The 15,867-nt window shown below is 64.6% G+C and carries 19 protein-coding genes; 14 read left to right on the top strand and 5 right to left on the bottom strand.

From position 1 onward, the window contains the following. The 3 genes from EOA49_RS09580 to EOA49_RS09570 all read left to right on the top strand — a co-directional run. Window positions 1–831: NAD(P)-dependent oxidoreductase (locus EOA49_RS09580; RefSeq protein WP_164749207.1), on the top strand; the 831-nt coding region annotated here is incomplete at its 5' end. Continuing rightward, window positions 828–1,169 carry a hypothetical protein gene (locus EOA49_RS09575; RefSeq protein ID WP_127241079.1) on the top strand — a complete coding sequence of 114 codons (342 nt, stop codon included), beginning with the start codon at window positions 828–830 and terminating at the stop codon, window positions 1,167–1,169. The genes EOA49_RS09580 and EOA49_RS09575, both read left to right, overlap by 4 nt. A 125-nt stretch (window positions 1,170–1,294) precedes the next feature. Next, window positions 1,295–3,625 (top strand): response regulator, encoded by a 2,331-nt coding sequence (locus EOA49_RS09570; RefSeq protein WP_127241078.1) that lies wholly within the window; start codon window positions 1,295–1,297, stop codon window positions 3,623–3,625. Between the two features lies 1 nt (window position 3,626). Here the strand turns inward: EOA49_RS09570 and EOA49_RS09565 are convergent, their stop codons facing one another. The 3 genes from EOA49_RS09565 to EOA49_RS09555 form a co-directional block, all read right to left on the bottom strand. Beyond that, the gene (locus EOA49_RS09565) at window positions 3,627–4,487 is read right to left on the bottom strand and encodes a lytic transglycosylase domain-containing protein (RefSeq protein ID WP_095799807.1); all 861 of its coding nucleotides are present in this window, start codon (window positions 4,485–4,487) and stop codon (window positions 3,627–3,629) included. 3 nt (window positions 4,488–4,490) lie between these two features. Then, a complete protein-coding gene (gene ispG / locus EOA49_RS09560; protein ID WP_067319688.1) occupies window positions 4,491–5,741 on the bottom strand; it encodes a flavodoxin-dependent (E)-4-hydroxy-3-methylbut-2-enyl-diphosphate synthase in 1,251 nt (416 codons plus the stop codon). A 255-nt stretch (window positions 5,742–5,996) separates the two neighbouring features. Further along, entirely contained in the window at window positions 5,997–6,176 is a 180-nt protein-coding gene (locus tag EOA49_RS09555) for a YdcH family protein (protein WP_040998838.1), read from the bottom strand. Between the two features lie 235 nt (window positions 6,177–6,411). Between EOA49_RS09555 and EOA49_RS09550 the strand changes: the two genes are divergently transcribed. Next, window positions 6,412–6,615: a DUF465 domain-containing protein gene (locus tag EOA49_RS09550; RefSeq protein ID WP_127240597.1), complete on the top strand. Its 204-nt coding sequence runs from the start codon at window positions 6,412–6,414 to the stop codon at window positions 6,613–6,615. A 24-nt stretch (window positions 6,616–6,639) separates the two neighbouring features. Here EOA49_RS09550 and EOA49_RS09545 read toward each other — a convergent pair whose 3' ends face one another. Further along, entirely contained in the window at window positions 6,640–7,440 is an 801-nt protein-coding gene (locus tag EOA49_RS09545) for an IclR family transcriptional regulator (RefSeq protein WP_095824056.1), read from the bottom strand. A 162-nt stretch (window positions 7,441–7,602) separates the two neighbouring features. On the opposite strand from EOA49_RS09545, the gene EOA49_RS09540 reads away from it, so the two are divergent. The 8 genes from EOA49_RS09540 to EOA49_RS09505 all read left to right on the top strand — a co-directional run bounded on the left by EOA49_RS09540 (window position 7,603) and on the right by EOA49_RS09505 (window position 14,054). Then, window positions 7,603–8,433, top strand: a complete 831-nt coding sequence (locus EOA49_RS09540; RefSeq protein ID WP_189413851.1) for a transporter substrate-binding domain-containing protein — start codon at window positions 7,603–7,605, stop codon at window positions 8,431–8,433. A 122-nt stretch (window positions 8,434–8,555) separates the two neighbouring features. Further along, window positions 8,556–9,221 carry an amino acid ABC transporter permease gene (locus EOA49_RS09535; protein WP_067319366.1) on the top strand — a complete coding sequence of 222 codons (666 nt, stop codon included), beginning with the start codon at window positions 8,556–8,558 and terminating at the stop codon, window positions 9,219–9,221. Further along, the gene (locus tag EOA49_RS09530; RefSeq protein ID WP_067001941.1) at window positions 9,221–9,871 is read left to right on the top strand and encodes an amino acid ABC transporter permease; all 651 of its coding nucleotides are present in this window, start codon (window positions 9,221–9,223) and stop codon (window positions 9,869–9,871) included. The genes EOA49_RS09535 and EOA49_RS09530 overlap by 1 nt, the downstream gene beginning before the upstream one ends. 4 nt (window positions 9,872–9,875) lie before the next feature. After that, window positions 9,876–10,670: an amino acid ABC transporter ATP-binding protein gene (locus EOA49_RS09525; RefSeq protein WP_067319368.1), complete on the top strand. Its 795-nt coding sequence runs from the start codon at window positions 9,876–9,878 to the stop codon at window positions 10,668–10,670. Between the two features lie 37 nt (window positions 10,671–10,707). Next, entirely contained in the window at window positions 10,708–11,169 is a 462-nt protein-coding gene (locus EOA49_RS09520; RefSeq protein ID WP_127240598.1) for a RidA family protein, read from the top strand. Window positions 11,170–11,186: 17 nt separating this feature from the next. After that, entirely contained in the window at window positions 11,187–12,392 is a 1,206-nt protein-coding gene (locus EOA49_RS09515) for an aminotransferase class V-fold PLP-dependent enzyme (RefSeq protein ID WP_127240599.1), read from the top strand. 91 nt (window positions 12,393–12,483) lie between these two features. Further along, on the top strand, window positions 12,484–12,981 hold the full coding sequence (purE, locus tag EOA49_RS09510; protein ID WP_127240600.1) for a 5-(carboxyamino)imidazole ribonucleotide mutase: 498 nt from the start codon (window positions 12,484–12,486) through the stop codon (window positions 12,979–12,981). Then, window positions 12,978–14,054 carry a 5-(carboxyamino)imidazole ribonucleotide synthase gene (locus tag EOA49_RS09505; RefSeq protein WP_095828369.1) on the top strand — a complete coding sequence of 359 codons (1,077 nt, stop codon included), beginning with the start codon at window positions 12,978–12,980 and terminating at the stop codon, window positions 14,052–14,054. The genes purE and EOA49_RS09505 overlap by 4 nt, the downstream gene beginning before the upstream one ends. A gap of 6 nt (window positions 14,055–14,060) precedes the next feature. Here the strand turns inward: EOA49_RS09505 and EOA49_RS09500 are convergent, their stop codons facing one another. Then, window positions 14,061–14,477, bottom strand: coding sequence for a lysozyme inhibitor LprI family protein (locus tag EOA49_RS09500; RefSeq protein WP_067002206.1), 417 nt, complete (start codon window positions 14,475–14,477; stop codon window positions 14,061–14,063). A 335-nt stretch (window positions 14,478–14,812) separates the two neighbouring features. On the opposite strand from EOA49_RS09500, the gene ykgO reads away from it, so the two are divergent. Together ykgO and EOA49_RS09490 are read left to right on the top strand one after the other, a co-directional pair. Then, window positions 14,813–14,938, top strand: a complete 126-nt coding sequence (gene ykgO / locus EOA49_RS09495; protein ID WP_040974291.1) for a type B 50S ribosomal protein L36 — start codon at window positions 14,813–14,815, stop codon at window positions 14,936–14,938. Between the two features lie 109 nt (window positions 14,939–15,047). Continuing rightward, window positions 15,048–15,665, top strand: coding sequence for a hypothetical protein (locus EOA49_RS09490; protein ID WP_067001924.1), 618 nt, complete (start codon window positions 15,048–15,050; stop codon window positions 15,663–15,665). The last annotated feature ends 202 nt before the right edge of the window (window positions 15,666–15,867 follow it).

Below are 15,867 nucleotides of genomic sequence, written 5' to 3'. Positions count from 1 at the left end.
CGCCTGCTCGCTACCGGCAACCGACTCTTCGTGTTTGATCTCGACACGACCAAGGTGGAAACGCTGGTTGCGAAGGGCGCCAGCGCCGCGGCCAGCGCGGCCGCGGCCGCCGCAGCGGCCGACTTCGTCATCCTCAGCCTCAATTCCGCGGCGATCGTGCGCCGCGCCGTGTTCGGAGATGGCGGCGTCGCCGCCGGCGCGAAGCCCGGCACGCTGATCATCGACATGTCGTCTATCGACCCCGACGCGACGCGCCAGCTGGCGGCGGACGCCGGCGAAAGGAGTCTGCGCTGGGTCGACTCTCCGCTCTCGGGCGGCGCGCCGAAGGCATTGGTCGGCGAATTGACGCTGATGGCGGGCGGCAAGGCGGAAGATGTGGTGGACGCGCACAAGGTGCTCTACCACGTCGCCAGCAACTATACCCATATGGGTCCGGCTGGCGCGGGCCAGACGACCAAGCTGATCAACCAGGTGCTGTGCGCCTTGAATTTCATGGCTGTGGCGGAAGCGACGCGGCTGGCGCTGGACGCCGGTGTCGACGCGCTCAAGATTCCGCAGGCGCTGAAGGGCGGCCGCGCCGACAGCGCCATCCTGCAGGAATACCTGCCGCGCTTCGCCACCCGCGACTACCGCCGCACCGGCCGCATCGACAACATGGTGAAGGACCTCAACGCTGCGCAGGACCTGGCGCGGCGCACGCACACCGCAATGCCGCTGACGGCCGTCTGCGCTGAAGTGCACCGGCTGTTGACGGCCGCCGGACTGGGTGGCGAGGACCAGGCCGCTTTGATGGAATTTTTCCGACGCAAGGATGAGGAGCCCGCAGCATGATCACACGCTATGCGCTGTTTGAAGGCAAGGTGAAGGACGGCCAAACCGAAGCCTTCCGCGAGGATGTGATCAGAACCGTCCTGCCGAAGTGGAAGGCTTTCCCGGGCGCGCTAGACGTACGCGTCAGCTTTGCCGAGAAGCGCGACGACGGCGCGCCGGAATTCCCGATGATCCTGGCAATCAACTATCGCGACATGGCCGCGGTCGAGGCCGCGCTCGCGAGCCCCGCCCGCTCGGAATCTCGCGCCGCGACCGAGGCGGTGTTGGCCAAGTATTTCGAGGGACGCATTCACCACCACGTCACCATCGCCAACGAGTTTTCCCTGTCGACGGATTGACGTGCTTAAATCTGCCCCTGAGCCCTAAATGCGCAGGCAAGACAGGCAGCCGCACCAACGAAATCTTAATGTAAATCAAGCGTAATCCCGACCGTTAAAATTGTGCGTTTGGGTTGGGGTTACGCATGCCGGAGTATTCCTCCTTCATCCGGTCGATCCGGGTCCGCTATATTTCGGGATTGCTCGTCTTTGCCCTGGCCTCGGCGGTCGTCATGTTCGCGCTCAACCGCGTGAACTCATACCGCCACGAAGTCGATGCCTTGAGCGCCAATTTCGTCATCTTCTCGCGCGACCTGCGCAACGCCACCAATTTCGCCGAGACGACCGGAACCGTGTGGCGGGCTGAGACCCGCGATGGGCTGACCGCAGCCGCGCGCGGCCATTCCGAACGGCTGATGGGCGAGATCGAAATCCTGAACGCGCAGCTCGCGGCGATCAGGCCGCGGCTGTCGAAGAAAACGCTCAATGCGCTCGAATCCGCTTCGGTGAACGACGATCTGTTCTGGTCGGCGCGCGACATGGTGCGCAATTTCAACCTGATGTCGGTGGCCCAGACAGTCGACGAATGGAGCTACCGCGAGATCCGCAACCAGAACGATCTTTTCGCCCAGCCGATGCTGGTTCGCGTGCGCACCGCGCTCGATGACGAGCGGCGCCTCGCCGATGCCGCCAGCGACCGGCTGCTCCTATGGGCGAGCGGTCTGCTGATCGCCGTCATCGCCATCGCCGCGGTTCTGATCTTCCGGCCGATGGAGAACGCGATCCGCCGCGCCTTCGCCGAAACCGCCGCATCGTTGTTCAAGGCCGAGGCGGCCGACCGGGCGAAATCGGAATTCCTCGCCAATATGAGCCATGAGATCCGCACGCCGATGAACGGCGTGCTCGGCATGGCCGAGCTTCTCGCCAAGACCGAGCTGACGCCGCGCCAGAAGACCTTCACCGACGTCATCGTCAAATCCGGCAACGCGCTGCTCACCATCATCAACGACATTCTCGATTTCTCGAAGATCAATGCCGGCCAGCTGACGCTCGACCCCGCCCCGTTCCGCCTGGCCGAAGCGGTCGAGGACGTGGCCACGCTGGTCTCGGCCCGCGTTGCCGAAAAGAACCTCGAGCTCATCGTGCGCGTCGACCCGCGCCTGCCTGGCTTCGTCGTCGGCGACGCCGGCCGTTTCCGCCAGATCGTTACCAACCTGCTCGGCAATGCGGTGAAGTTCACCGAGAAGGGGCATGTGCTGATCGATGTCGGCGGCGATGTGGTCGATGGGACCGTCCAGCTCAAGGTCCGCGTCGAGGACACCGGCATCGGAATCCCCGCCGAAAAGCTGCAGAGCGTGTTCGAGAAATTCGCCCAGGTCGACGGCTCGTCCACCCGTCGTCACGAAGGCACCGGGCTCGGCCTTGCCATCTCCGCCCGCCTCGTCGACCTGATGGGCGGCAAGATCGGCGTTGAAAGCGAGATCGGCCGCGGCTCGGTCTTCTGGTTCGCCGTACCGCTGCCGGCACACAAACAGCAGGCGCGCGACGAGATCGTGCCGGTCGACGTAACCGGCGCCCGCGTCCTGGTCATCGACGACAACCCGGTCAATCGCGAGATCCTGCTCGAGCAGCTGCGCAGCTGGAGCTTCGACTGCGCCGCGGCCGAAAGCGGCGCCGTCGGCCTCGCCTTTCTCGACCGCGCCTGCCAGCTCGGCGCTTCGGTCGACTGCATCATCCTTGACTACCAGATGCCCGGCATGAACGGCGCCGATGTCGCCAAGGCGATCGCCGCCGACAGCCGCCTGTCTTCCATTCCGGTCGTGCTGCTCACTTCGGTCGACCAGGTCGATTTCGGCCGACTGGTGATCGATTTCGGCATCGTCGCGCATCTCACCAAGCCGGCGCGTTCGGCGGTGCTGCTCGGCACCGTGATCTCCGCCATCCAGAAGGCGCGCACGCAAGGCGGCAAGGCGCATTTCGTGCGCGAGCCGGTCGTCGTCCAGTCGGCTCCGCCGCCCTTCACCGTCATCCGTGGTCCAGCCGTTCCGGTCCTCTCGCCCGAACCGGCGGCGGCGCCGAGCGGTCCGATCGATATCCTGATCGCCGAGGACAATGACGTGAACCAATTGGTCTTCGGCCAGATCCTCAACGGCCTCGGCCTCAGCTATCGCATTGCCGGCAATGGCCGCACCGCGGTTGAGATGTACCGCTCGCTGCGCCCGAGGCTGGTGCTGATGGACGTCTCCATGCCTGAGATGAACGGTTACGAGGCGACGCGCGCCATCCGCGCCATCGAAGGGCAGAGCGGCAGCCATACGCCGATCATAGGCGTCACCGCGCATGCGCTGAAGGGCGACCGCGAAAAATGCATGGAAGCCGGCATGGACGATTACCTGCCGAAGCCGGTCTCTCCCGACCGCCTCGGCGCCAAGATCGGCACCTGGCTCAGCGAGACGGTGGCGGCGAAGACGGCTTGAGCTACCGATTTCGCATAACCAGGCACGCCCCGCCGACGCTTTGCAGCTTATTGCAGATGCCGTTGGCCTCGGCGCGCGAGTCGGCACCGATCCTGACCGCATAGATGCCGCGCCGGCCGATCGGCGTGCGCACGCGGCTGACCACAGGATCATGGCTGCCAAGCAGGGAAGGGAATCGGCCGCGAACCCGCAACCACTGGCTGATTGCGGCGGAGCGGCGGAAATTGCCGGCCACCTGGACGCCCCACGGCTTGACGTTGATCGAGGCCATGGCGACGGTCCGCGACATGATCACCGGCAGCCTGCGGCAGGCGACCGCGAAGCTCATCTTCGGATCGAGCGGCCGGATAGTGCCGGCATAGGCGGTGTCCGAGAACTTGTCGACCGGCTCGCCCATGATGTCGAAGACATAGCTTTCGGTCTCCATCGGCAGGAAGCCGCCGGAGGACAGCCAGCGCGATACGCGGTTCTCGCCCGCATTGTAGGCGGCAGCCGCGAGGCCGAGATTGCCGTAGCCCGCCTTCATCTCGGCAAGATACTTGGCCGAGGCGGGGATCGCCTGCCCGATGTCGAAGGGATCGGCAAGCCCGCGCAGCTTGGCCGTGCCCGGCATGAACTGCGCGATGCCTTCGGCGCCCACGGGGCTCACCGCATTGGGATCGAAGCGGCTCTCCTTCCAGATCAGCCGGGCGAAGAAATCCTTGGGCAGGCCATTTTGCTCGGCCTGAGTTTCGATCAGATCACAGACGCGGTTGATCAGCCGTTTTGCGGCCGATCGCGACTGCGGCGGATCGGCGAATGCCTGACCGGCAGGGATCAGCGCGCAAATCAGGATCAGTGCCGTCCTGAGCAAGCGCTGCATGGCTCATTCCGCGGCGGCTTTGCCGTGTCCGTACCGCTGCTCGATATAGTCGGCGACCATCTTTTCGAAATCCTGCGCGATCGAGGGGCCACGCAGCGTCGCCGCCTTCTTGCCGTCGATGAACACCGGCGCTGTCGGCGTCTCGCCGGTTCCGGGCAAAGATATGCCGATATCGGCATGCTTGGATTCGCCGGGGCCGTTGACGATGCAGCCCATCACCGCGACCTTGAGGTTCTCAACACCCGGATATTTCTCACGCCACACCGGCATGTTCTTGCGGATGTCGGCCTGGATGCTTTGGGCCAGCTCCTGGAAGACGGTGGAGGTCGTGCGGCCGCAGCCGGGGCAGGCCGCGACGATCGGCACGAACTGCCGGAAGCCCATCGTCTGCAAAAGTTCCTGCGACACCTGCACCTCGCGCGTGCGGTCGCCGTTCGGCTCCGGCGTCAGCGAGATGCGGATCGTGTCGCCGATGCCCTGCTGCAGGAGGATACCCATGGCAGCCGAGGAAGCGACGATGCCCTTGGTGCCCATGCCGGCCTCGGTCAGCCCGAGATGCAGCGCATGGTTGGAGCGGGTCGCAAGCTCGGTATAGACGGCGATCAGATCCTGCACGCCGCTGACCTTGGCCGACAGGATGATCTTGTCGCGGCCGAGCCCAATCTCTTCCGCCATCTCCGCCGACAGGATCGCCGACTGCACGATCGCCTCGCGGGTGACTTCCTGGGCGGTGAGCGGCGAGCCCCGGCCCTGGTTGTCATCCATCAGCCGGGTCAAGAGCTCCTGGTCGAGCGAGCCCCAGTTGACGCCGATGCGCACCGGCTTGTCGTATCTGATCGCCATCTCGACGATCGCGGCGAACTGGCGGTCCTTCTTTTCCTTGAAGCCGACATTGCCGGGGTTGATGCGGTATTTCGCCAGCGCCTCGGCGCAGGCCGGGTGATCGGCGAGCAGCTTGTGACCGATATAGTGGAAGTCGCCGACCAGCGGCACGTTGACGCCGAGCCGGGCCAGCCGATCACGGATGCGCGGCACGGCAGCGGCGCTCTCGTCGCGGTCGACAGTGATGCGCACGATCTCCGAGCCGGCGCGATGCAGCGCCGCCACCTGGGCAACGGTTTGATCGATGTCGGCGGTATCGGTGTTGGTCATCGACTGCACGACGACCGGCGCGCCGCCGCCGACCATCACGCCGCCGACATCGACGCCGACCGATGCGCGCCGCGGGAAAGGAGAAGAAAAATATCCGGTCATGCCGGCCGCCTTCATCTGGAAGTTCCGGGCATGAGGTGGCGGAGCAAAGATGGCTTGTCAATGGCCGGTGACAGCCACGGTCCGCAAATCGGCTGCGCTTGGTTGGCGGCCGCGCGGTTCAGCAGCCCACATCGGGCTGCGGTTGCATTCCGGGAAGACTCGGGAAATTCAGGCGTAAACTCACCGTACCGGCGGCATTCTTGCCACCGGTTGGGTTGCACCCGACGGGTGCGGTTTATGCTGCCTAGAGGAGTTTCAGTGTGCCGTCGGTTTCGCCTTCAGCTTTTCAATCTCGTCCTTGATTGCCAGCTTGCGCCGCTTCAGAGTGGCGATCTCGAGGTCGTCTACCGAAGGATGATTCATCGCGTCGATAAGCTCGCGCTCGATGTCGCCGTGCTTCCGCTGCAGCTCATCAAGATGGGATGCAAGAGACATGATTGGTTCTCCCTTTCATGGATTCCTCGATTGCAGCCGTCTCAGGCACGTCCACCGCAGGTCGCAACTGTGACGGCACGATGACAGTTTGCCACCAACCAATCTCGATGTCGAATGCCGCGTGGTAGCATTCCACGACAATGTGAAATGTGATATCAGCGGCGCGCCGGTCACAAACCCCACCGGCCCCGCCCAAAGGCCCATCCCTGGGCGACGCATACGCAGACGGTAGATAATGTCCGAACAGGAACAGGCTGAGATACGCCTCGAATATTCCCGGCTCAAACAGGAACACGCCGATTTCGACGCCGCCATCAATGCGATGATCGCCGTGGGTTGCGACCCGCTGCAGATCCAGCGCATGAAGAAGAAGAAGCTGATGCTGAAGGACCGGCTGATGGCGCTGGAAGACCGCATCATCCCCGACATCATCGCCTGACCGGCAGCTTCCTTCGCTCGACGGCTAGGGGATCGAAAGCCGCGCGGCGCGGTCACGCAGCAGCGCGACCAGCTCGCCTGTCCGATCTTCCGACGTGTCGATCGGAACCACCAGGCACATCGTCGCCTCGATCTTCCCGGGCGCTGAAAAGACCGGCGCCGCCAAGCATTTGGTATAGGCGTCGACAAGGCCCGACGTCACGCAATAGCCGGTGACGCGGGCTTTTGCGATGTCGTCGATGAAGTCGTCGAGCTCGATCTTGCGGCCATCCGGCAGCACGAGGTCGTCCTGGGAGATCATCGCCTCGATCCGGCTGCGTTCCAGGCCGGCGAGCAGCAGCCGGCCCGACGCGGTCCAAGGCAGCGGGATCTGCAGGCCGGTGGCCGAGCTGATGCGGAACGGCCTGGTGCCCGGGCTCGAATGGACGATCGTGTAGCGGCCGCTCTGCAGCATGCACAGCTCCGAGGTCTCGCCGGTCTCGCGCGACAGCGTGTCGACCTCCTGCCGTCCGCGCCTGAGGAGGTCGTTGCCGCGCATATAGGCCATTCCGTAGAGGTAAAGCTTCTTGCCGAAATAGACGCGGTTGCCGTCGCCGGCCATCTCCAGGAGACCGGCACCGACCAGCTCGCGAACGAGCGTGTAAGTCGTCGAGCGGGGGGCGTTGAGCCCCTTGGCCAGCTCGCCGATGCCGATCGCGCGCTGCGTGGCATGCAGGAACTCCAGAATGTGCAGCGCGCGGTTGAGACCCTTCTCGCGAGAGTTCGCGGGCCTCTCCTCGTCCGAACCTGCGGCCTGCCACTCGGTCAGCGCTTCGCCATCTTGCATTGTCGATTCCCGGTGTTAGTATCTGTCTTGTACAGGATACATACGTCTCTTGTAAGAGACAATCGTATATCGATTGCTGACGCGTGTATTCATGGGGAACACACACCAAAGGAGGTCGCCGTGAACGACACATCCGGAAGACGTGATTTTCTGAAATTGGGAATGGCCGGACTTGCCACCGCCGGCGCGCTCACCGCGGTCAGCGCCGAGAAGGCCGCCGCGCAAGCCGCGTCCGATAGCGTGCTGCGGACCGCGCTCGATCGCGGCAAGCTGATCGTCGGCACCGGCAGCACCAACGCGCCGTGGCATTTCGAGAACGATGCCGGCGAGCTGGTCGGCATGGACATCACCATGGGGCGCATCCTCGCCAAGGGCCTTTTCGATGACCCGACGAAGGTCGAATTCGTCATGCAGGATCCGGCGCAGCGCATTCCGAACGTGACCACCAATAAGGTCGATATCACCATCCAGTTCATGACCATGACGGGGCAGCGCTCGCAGCTGATCCACTTCTCGCGCCCCTACTATGTCGAAGGCGTCGCGCTGCTGACGCTGCCGGGGTCCGAGAACAAGACTTTCGACAAGCTGCTGGCGAACGGCTCCGCCACGCGCATCTCGATCCTGCAGAATGTCGATGCCGAAAACTCGGTGCACTTTGCCCTGCCCCAGGCGCAGGTCATGCAGATCGACACCCAGGCCAACGTGCTGCAGGCGCTGGAATCCAAGCGTGTCGACGCCGCCGCGGTCGACCTCTCCACCGTGCGCTGGCTCGCCTCGCGCAACCCGGACAAATACTTCGACGCCGGCAAGAGCTGGTATTCGATGCTTTACGGCGCGGCCATCAGGCAGGGCGACCTCGACTGGCTGACCTACGTCAACCAGACCTTCACCATCGCCATGTTCGGCCACGAGACGGCGCTCTACGACGCTGCCTTCAAGGAATATTTCGGCCAGGAGCCGCCGCCGCGCCACCCGGGCTTCCCGGTCATCTGACGAAGCCTTCTGACTTTAGCCGGCGGAGGGACGCAACAAGCGCCCTTCCGCCTGTTCTCCTCGACACGGGCTCCTGCAGTGACGAATCCTGGATCGTCACCACAGGCCATTGAGACGGACGCATGGGCTATACGCTCAATTTCAACCTGATCTGGCGCCATTTCGACAAGCTGTGGGGCGGACTGCTGCTCAGCCTCGAGCTTGCGGTGATCTCGATCGCCATCGGCATTGTCATCGGGCTGGTACTGGCCGTCTGGTATGTCTCGGCCGGGCGCGTCGTGCGCGGCATTATCGCGTCTTACGTCGAATTCATCCGCAACGTGCCGCTGATCCTCTTGGTCTATCTGGTCTTCTACGGTCTGCCGACCGTCATCGACCTGGCCTACAGCGCGCAGACGTCCTTCGTCGCCACGCTTGCCGTCTACAGCGGCGCCTATCTCGTCGAAGTGTTCCGATCCGGCCTCGAAGCCGTGCCGCGCGGCCAGATCGATGCCGGCAAGGCGATCGGCCTTACGCCATGGCAGCGGCTTGTCCATGTGCGGCTGCCGACGATGATGCGCATCACCCTGCCGGCGCTTTCGAACACGTTCATCTCGCTGTTCAAGGACACGTCTGTCGCTTCCGTCATCTCCGTGCCCGAACTGACCTACGGCGCGCAGTGGATCAACTTCAACACCTTCCGCATCGTCGAGGTCTATCTGGTGGTGACGGCGATGTATCTGGTGACGGGTTACGCCCTGCTCTTCGCGCTCCGGCTGGTCGAGCGCTGGTATAGGACGGCGCGCTGATGCTTGGCCAGATCGCTTACGCCCTGCCGTTCCTCGCCGAAGGCTTCGCGCTGACGCTGTGGGTATCGCTGCTGGTCGTGGTGCTGTCGCTGATCGCCGGCGTTGTCCTCGGCGTTGGCCTCGTCTACGGGCCCGCACCCTTGCGCTGGGCGGTGCGGATCTTCAGCGACACCGTCCGCGGCATCCCGATCCTGGTGCTGATCTTCTTCGTCTATTACGGCCTGCCGGCCGTCGGCGTGCATCTCCAGTCCTTCTGGGCGGCGGTGCTGGCGTTGACCTTGTTCAAGACCGCGCAGGTCGTCGAATATCTGCGCGGTGCCGTCGCCTCGATCCCGAAAGGCCAATCGGAAGCGGCGATGGCGATTGGCCTGACCTTTCGCCAGCGCCTTACCTACGTGATTTTCCCGCAGGCCTTCCGCCGCTTCCTGCCGCCTTGGATCAACGGCGTCACCGACGCGGTCAAGGGCAGCGCGCTGGTCTCGCTGCTCGGCATCACCGATCTGATGCAGGCCATCAACCAGGTCATTGGCCGCACCTATGAGGCGATGCCGCTCTATATCCTCGGCGCCCTTCTCTATTTCGGCGTCAACTACGCGCTTTCGCTTGCCAGCCGACGGCTGGAGCAGCGCTTTGCCTTCATCCGGGAATAGCACGATGGCCACCACTTCCGATAACAGCCCTGCGCTTCTCGATATCGCCGAGGTCTCGAAATCCTTTGGCTCGGTCGAGGTACTGCGCTCGGTCAGCCTCAAGGTGGCGAAGGGCGAGGTGGTCGCCATCATCGGACCGTCCGGCAGCGGCAAGACCACGCTGCTGCGCTGCGTCAACTTCCTCGAAAGCTACGACAGCGGCTCGATCCGCATCGACGGCAAGGAGGTCGGTTTTCGCGACGGCGGCGCGCGCCAGCGCCGCAGCGAGCGCGACTTGGCCGCCATGCGCGCCGAGACCGGCATGGTGTTCCAGGGCTTCAACCTGTTCCCGCATCTGACGGCGGCCGGCAACATCATGCTCGGCCTCACCAAGGTACGCGGCAAGAGCAGCGCCGAGGCGCGCTCGATCGCCGAGCACTGGTTGGGTCGTGTCGGTCTCGCCCACAAGGCCGACAGCCTGCCCGCCGAGCTTTCCGGCGGCCAGCAGCAGCGTGTCGGCATCGCCCGCGCCGTCGCCATGGAGCCGAAGATCCTGCTGCTCGACGAGATCACCTCGGCCCTCGATCCGGAACTCGTCGGCGAGGTTCTGGCCGTGGTGAAAAGCCTCGCCGAGGACGGCATGACCATGGTGATGGTGACGCATGAGATGGCTTTCGCCCGCGACGCCTCAAGCCGCATCGTCTTCATGGCCGACGGCGGCGTCAGTGCCGTCGGGCCGCCGAAGGAGGTGCTTGCCGCGGAGACCACGAACGAGCGCCTGCGGACTTTTTTGGCGCGCTTCCGCGCCTCGCAATTCTGACATCGGATGGCAAATGCCATCCAAGGAGCATTCTTCCATGACGCCTTACACCCGGCTCGCCGAACTCGGCCTGACGCTGCCCGAGCCGCCAACGCCCATCGCCAACTTCGTCACTCATGCCGAGGTCGGCCGGCTGATCTTCCTCTCGGGCCAGGGGCCGCTGCGCGCCGATGGCACGCTTTGCACCGGCAAGGTCGGCGAGGACGTCACCGTCGAACAGGCCTATGAGCATGCCCGGCTCACCGGCCTCAACCTGCTTGCCGTCATGCACGCGGCGGCGGGCGACCTCGGGCGCATCGTGCGCGTCGTCAAGCTGCTCGGCTTCGTCAATGCGACGCCGACCTTCAGCGATCACCCGAAGGTGGTCAATGGCTGCTCCGATCTCTTCGCCGATGTCTTCGACAAGATCGGCGGCCACGCGCGCTCGGCGATCGGTGTCGGCTCGCTGCCTGGAAACATCACCGTCGAAATCGAAGCGGTCGTCGAGATCGCCGCCTGACACTGGGATCTGCTGCCATGAAAACCTATTCCGAGAACGGCTCCAACACCACGATCCGCGAGCGGCTGGGACTCCGTCCGATCATCAACGTCTCGGGCACGATGACGACGCTCGGCGCTTCCATCATCGTCCCGGAAGCGATCAGCGCCATGGCCGAGATCGCCTCGCAATGGGTGGAGATGGACGATTTGCAGCGCGCCGCGAGCGCAGTCGTCGCCCGTCTCACCGGCGGCGAGGCCGGCTTCATCACCGCCTGCTGCGCCTCAGGCATCACCATGGCGATCGCCGGCGCGATGACCGGCACCAACCTGCTGGCCATCGAACGGCTGCCCGACGACACCGAAGGGCTGAAATCGGAGGTCGTCATCCAGCTCGGCCATATCGTCAATTACGGCGCGCCGATCGATCAGTCGATCCGCGTGGCCGGCGCCAAGGTCATTCCGGCGGGCACCGTCAGCGTCACGCAGGATTACCACGTGCGCGAGGCGATCAACGAGCGCACGGCGGCCGCGCTTTACGTCGTCGCCCACCACACGGTGCAGTACGGCATGCTTTCGCTGGAGGAGTTCTGCGAGATCTGCCACGCCAAGAATGTGCCGGTGATCGTCGATGCCGCTTCGGAATACGATCTGCGGACATTTCTCGCGCAAGGCGCCGACATCGTCGTCTACAGCGGCCACAAATTCCTGAGTGGCCCGACCAGCGGCATCGTCACCGGCCGCAAGGATCTGGTGCGCGCCGCCTATCTGCAGAATCGCGGCGTCGCCCGGGCCATGAAGGTCGGCAAGGAAAGCATCGCCGGCACCATGGCGGCGCTCGACGCCTGGGAAAAGCGCGACCATGCCGGCATCCGCCGGCGCGAAGAGGCGGCGCTCGATCTGTGGAAGGATGCGCTGCAAGGCATTCCGGGCATTGGCGCTGAGATCGTGCCCGACCCAACCGCCAACCCGCTCGACCGCCTGCAGGTCTTCGTCCGTCCGGAGAGCCGCTTCACCGCCGCGGGCCTAACCTCGGCTTTGGCCGCCGGCTCACCGCCCGTCATCGTGCGCAACCATGAGGTCGAGCGCGGACACTTCTTCCTCGACCCGTGCAACCTGCATCCCGGCGAGGCCGAGATCGTCGCCGAGCGGCTGCGCGCCGTGCTGACCGCGGAGGAGCGTCCCGCGGATGCGATGAAAGCGGCGCGCAAGGATTCATCCGGGGCGCTGCGCTGGCCGGACTAGACCTCGCCACCGTCGGCCCACAGCCGCGACAATCCTTGCGGCTGCCGGCGAATTCCGCTAAGGCGCGCCTTTGCCGCCGGGAGCTTAAACCTTGACCGATCAGCGTGCCGAAGTCGCCCTCATCATGGGCAGCCAGTCCGACTGGGCGACGATGCGCCAGGCGGCGGAAACGCTGGATGCGCTGGGCATCCCGCACAAAAAACTGATCGTCTCGGCACACCGCACGCCGGACCGCCTCTATGAATTCGCCAAGGGCGCCAAGGCGGCCGGCTACAAGGTGATTATCGCCGGCGCCGGCGGCGCGGCGCACCTGCCCGGCATGACGGCGGCGATGACGCCGCTGCCCGTCTTCGGCGTGCCGGTGGAATCCAAGGCGTTGTCCGGCCAAGATTCGCTGCTCTCCATCGTGCAGATGCCGGCCGGCATTCCGGTCGGCACGTTAGCGATCGGCAAGGCCGGTGCCGCCAACGCCGCCCTTCTGGCCGCGGCCGTCCTGGCGCTGAGCGATGAAAAACTCGCCGCCCGCCTCGATGCCTGGCGCACCGCACAGACCGCCAAGGTCGCCACCGAGCCGGCGGATACCCCGTGAGCCTGGCCCCGGGATCGACCATCGGCATCATCGGCGGCGGCCAGCTCGGCCGCATGCTGGCGATGGCCGCCGCCCGCCTCGGCTATCGCACCATCGTCCTGGAGCCACAGGCCGACAGCCCGGCGGCGCAGGTCGCTAACCGTCAGATCGTCGCCGCCTATGACGATCCGGCGGCCCTTGCCGAACTGGCCGGCGCCAGCGCTGTCGTCACTTACGAATTCGAGAACGTCCCGGTTCAAGCGGCGCAGACACTCGCGGCGCGCGTTCCCGTCTGTCCGCCGGCCCGCGCGCTGGAAATCGCGCAGGATCGCGTGACCGAAAAAAGCTTCCTGAACGGCATCGGCGTTCCCACAGCCGAATTCTGCCCAGTGGACAATGACGAGCAGCTGACGGCCGCGCTGAAGAAATTCAGCGGCAGCGGCGTGCTGAAGACGCGCCGCATGGGCTATGACGGCAAAGGCCAGCGCGTCTTCCGCAACATGGAGACCGGCGGCTTTGCCGGCACCTGCGAGGCGATGGGCAATGTGCCGCTGATCCTCGAATCGCTGGTCGCTTTCGAGCGCGAGATTTCGGTGATTGCCGCGCGCGGGCAGGACGGCTCGGTTGCAGCCTACGATCCGGCCGAGAATATCCATCGCGAAGGCATATTGCGAACGTCGACATTGCCGGCCGCCATCGCACCGGACACCGCATCGGCGGCGAAGCAAGCGGCAGCAAAAATCCTTGCGGCGCTAGACTATGTCGGCGTCATCGGCGTCGAGTTCTTCGTGCTTGCCGACGGTTCGCTTTTAGCCAATGAGCTGGCGCCGCGTGTCCACAATTCCGGCCACTGGACGGAAGCCGCCTGCATCGTTTCGCAGTTCGAACAGCATATCCGCGCCATCGCCGGCCTGCCGCTGGGCTCGCCTGCACGGCATTCCGACTGTGTCATGGAAAACCTGATCGGCGATGACATGCTGAAGGTTCCGGCGCTGCTCGCCGAGCCCGGCGTGATGCTGCATCTCTACGGCAAGGCCGAGTCGCGGCCCGGCCGCAAGATGGGCCATTTCACGCGCATTGAGCGTCGGCGCTAACGCCGACTACTGCACGTCTTCGTCCTCGTCCGGGCTGGCGCAGCTCGGATCGCCTTCCTGGCAGTTGGGGCCGGAGGTGAGTTGCTTGGTGCGCTCGGTCGTCAGCTCCGTCAGGCATTGCGAAACCTCCATCGGGTGGATGGAACCGCCCTCGCTGTCGGCGGTCGAATAGGCGCATTCGGCGTCGCGGAAGGTGATCCAGGCGCGCTGTGCGGTCTGCAGCAACTTGTTGGCCTTCTCGTCATTGCGGCCGACAATATCCTTGTAGGCGGCGTTGAGCTTGGCATCGGCCGCCTGATAATCGGCATTGGCGCAGATATTCATCATCGACTGGCTGTCGTCGCTGCGATCGCAGTCCTCGGCCCATGCAGCCGGAACCGTCGCGATGAGGACAAGGCATGCGGGCAGAAAGAGACGGCGCATGATAAGACTCCGTTTCGCTGAGAGCATCTGCAACCTAGAGGAATCGCTTGGCGTCGCAGAAATGCGGCTAAACAAATAGACATAACCGGAGGGGACCTATGTCCCGCTCTGGCGTGGCCCGCAACATTCCAGCCGCCTCTGAGTCGCGCAATGCCGCGCGTTACCTATGGCGAATATTTGATCAGCGCACCATTTGCGGCATAAGAGCCGCCCGCTTGCGGTTGACACGGGCAAGGCTCCTCGTTTATGAGCCACGCAAGTTCAAGGCGCGCTTTTTTCGGGCGCGCCTTTAAAATTCGGCCCGGGACCGGGCCCCCGACCGAACAGGCAAGACCATGAAGATCAAGAATTCGCTCAAGGCGCTCAAGGCGCGTCACCGCGACAACCGGCTGGTTCGCCGCAAGGGACGCATCTACATCATCAACAAGACCGCTCCGCGCTACAAGGCGCGCCAGGGCTGAGACTTGCGCGCGGCGCTAAGCGCCGCGCCGCTGATGTCGACTGCCGGTTCGCCGGACCCTCACGCTAAAATCATTTTGACGATCCGCCGTCCGGGACTAGATTCCGGACATGCGGATTCTTTTTGCATTCTTCATTGCCCTCGTCCTTTCCGGAACGACCTTGCCCGCTTCGGCGCAGGATGAGGCCACGCCGCCCGCCGCTTCGCCGCCGCCCGCCATCACGCCTCCGCCGGTCGCCTCGACCAGGCAGGGACGGCTCGACCAGCTCTTTGCCGATCTCAGACGCGAGCGCAACGAGAAGGCCGCCGAACGCATCGCCGGCCGCATCTGGAATGAGTGGAACCAGTCCGGCAGCGCCTCGATCGACCTGATGATGCGATGGGCGCAAAGGGCGGCGGAAGACCAGAAATTCGACGTCGCGCTCGATTTCCTCGATCAGGTGGTGACCTTGCAGCCCGATTATGCCGAAGGCTGGAACCGCCGCGCTACCGTGCATTTCCTGATGAAGAACTATGGAAAGTCGATGTCGGACATCGACCACACGCTGCGGCTCGAACCGCGCCATTTCGGCGCGCTGTCCGGTCTCGCGCAGATCATGGCCGAGACCGGCCACAAGCAGTCGGCGCTGGAAGCCTGGCAGAAGGTGCTCACCATCTATCCGATGATGCGCAGCGCCCAGGGCCAGGTCTCGACGCTGTCGGAAGACCTGGCCGGCGAGGGCATTTGAGGGGCAGCTCTTCGTCATCCTCGGGCTTGACCCAACGACCATGCCGTGACTTTCCGCGCCGCGACGGTGGTGCAGACCTCTGCTCCCCTGCAGCCGTCGCGCAAGGTGACGGCGTGGATGCCAGCGGCTTCGCGACGGAGCTTCGCTCCTGCTTCGTCCTGACGTTGACAGGCCGGCCAAGCTGAACATTTGCGATACTCCA

The organism is Mesorhizobium sp. M1A.F.Ca.IN.020.04.1.1 (genome assembly GCF_003997315.1).
Taxonomy (GTDB): Bacteria; Pseudomonadota; Alphaproteobacteria; order Rhizobiales; family Rhizobiaceae; genus Mesorhizobium.
The sequence above is the reverse complement of the archived record's forward strand: the minus strand, read 5'-3'. Positions and strand labels throughout refer to the sequence as shown.

Coding starts and splice junctions, on each gene's coding strand:
- EOA49_RS09500 (WP_067002206.1), bottom strand. CDS start 14,477: ATGCGCCGTCTCTTTCTGCCCGCATGCCTTGTCCTCATCGCGACGGTT.
- EOA49_RS09550 (WP_127240597.1), top strand. CDS start 6,412: ATGTCCGAACAGGAACAGGCTGAGATACGCCTCGAATATTCCCGGCTC.
- EOA49_RS09515 (WP_127240599.1), top strand. CDS start 11,187: ATGAAAACCTATTCCGAGAACGGCTCCAACACCACGATCCGCGAGCGG.
- EOA49_RS09520 (WP_127240598.1), top strand. CDS start 10,708: ATGACGCCTTACACCCGGCTCGCCGAACTCGGCCTGACGCTGCCCGAG.
- ispG (WP_067319688.1), bottom strand. CDS start 5,741: ATGACCGGATATTTTTCTTCTCCTTTCCCGCGGCGCGCATCGGTCGGC.
- EOA49_RS09545 (WP_095824056.1), bottom strand. CDS start 7,440: ATGCAAGATGGCGAAGCGCTGACCGAGTGGCAGGCCGCAGGTTCGGAC.
- EOA49_RS09570 (WP_127241078.1), top strand. CDS start 1,295: ATGCCGGAGTATTCCTCCTTCATCCGGTCGATCCGGGTCCGCTATATT.
- EOA49_RS09525 (WP_067319368.1), top strand. CDS start 9,876: ATGGCCACCACTTCCGATAACAGCCCTGCGCTTCTCGATATCGCCGAG.
- EOA49_RS09490 (WP_067001924.1), top strand. CDS start 15,048: ATGCGGATTCTTTTTGCATTCTTCATTGCCCTCGTCCTTTCCGGAACG.
- EOA49_RS09530 (WP_067001941.1), top strand. CDS start 9,221: ATGCTTGGCCAGATCGCTTACGCCCTGCCGTTCCTCGCCGAAGGCTTC.
- EOA49_RS09575 (WP_127241079.1), top strand. CDS start 828: ATGATCACACGCTATGCGCTGTTTGAAGGCAAGGTGAAGGACGGCCAA.
- ykgO (WP_040974291.1), top strand. CDS start 14,813: ATGAAGATCAAGAATTCGCTCAAGGCGCTCAAGGCGCGTCACCGCGAC.
- EOA49_RS09535 (WP_067319366.1), top strand. CDS start 8,556: ATGGGCTATACGCTCAATTTCAACCTGATCTGGCGCCATTTCGACAAG.
- EOA49_RS09540 (WP_189413851.1), top strand. CDS start 7,603: ATGGCCGGACTTGCCACCGCCGGCGCGCTCACCGCGGTCAGCGCCGAG.
- EOA49_RS09555 (WP_040998838.1), bottom strand. CDS start 6,176: ATGTCTCTTGCATCCCATCTTGATGAGCTGCAGCGGAAGCACGGCGAC.
- EOA49_RS09565 (WP_095799807.1), bottom strand. CDS start 4,487: ATGCAGCGCTTGCTCAGGACGGCACTGATCCTGATTTGCGCGCTGATC.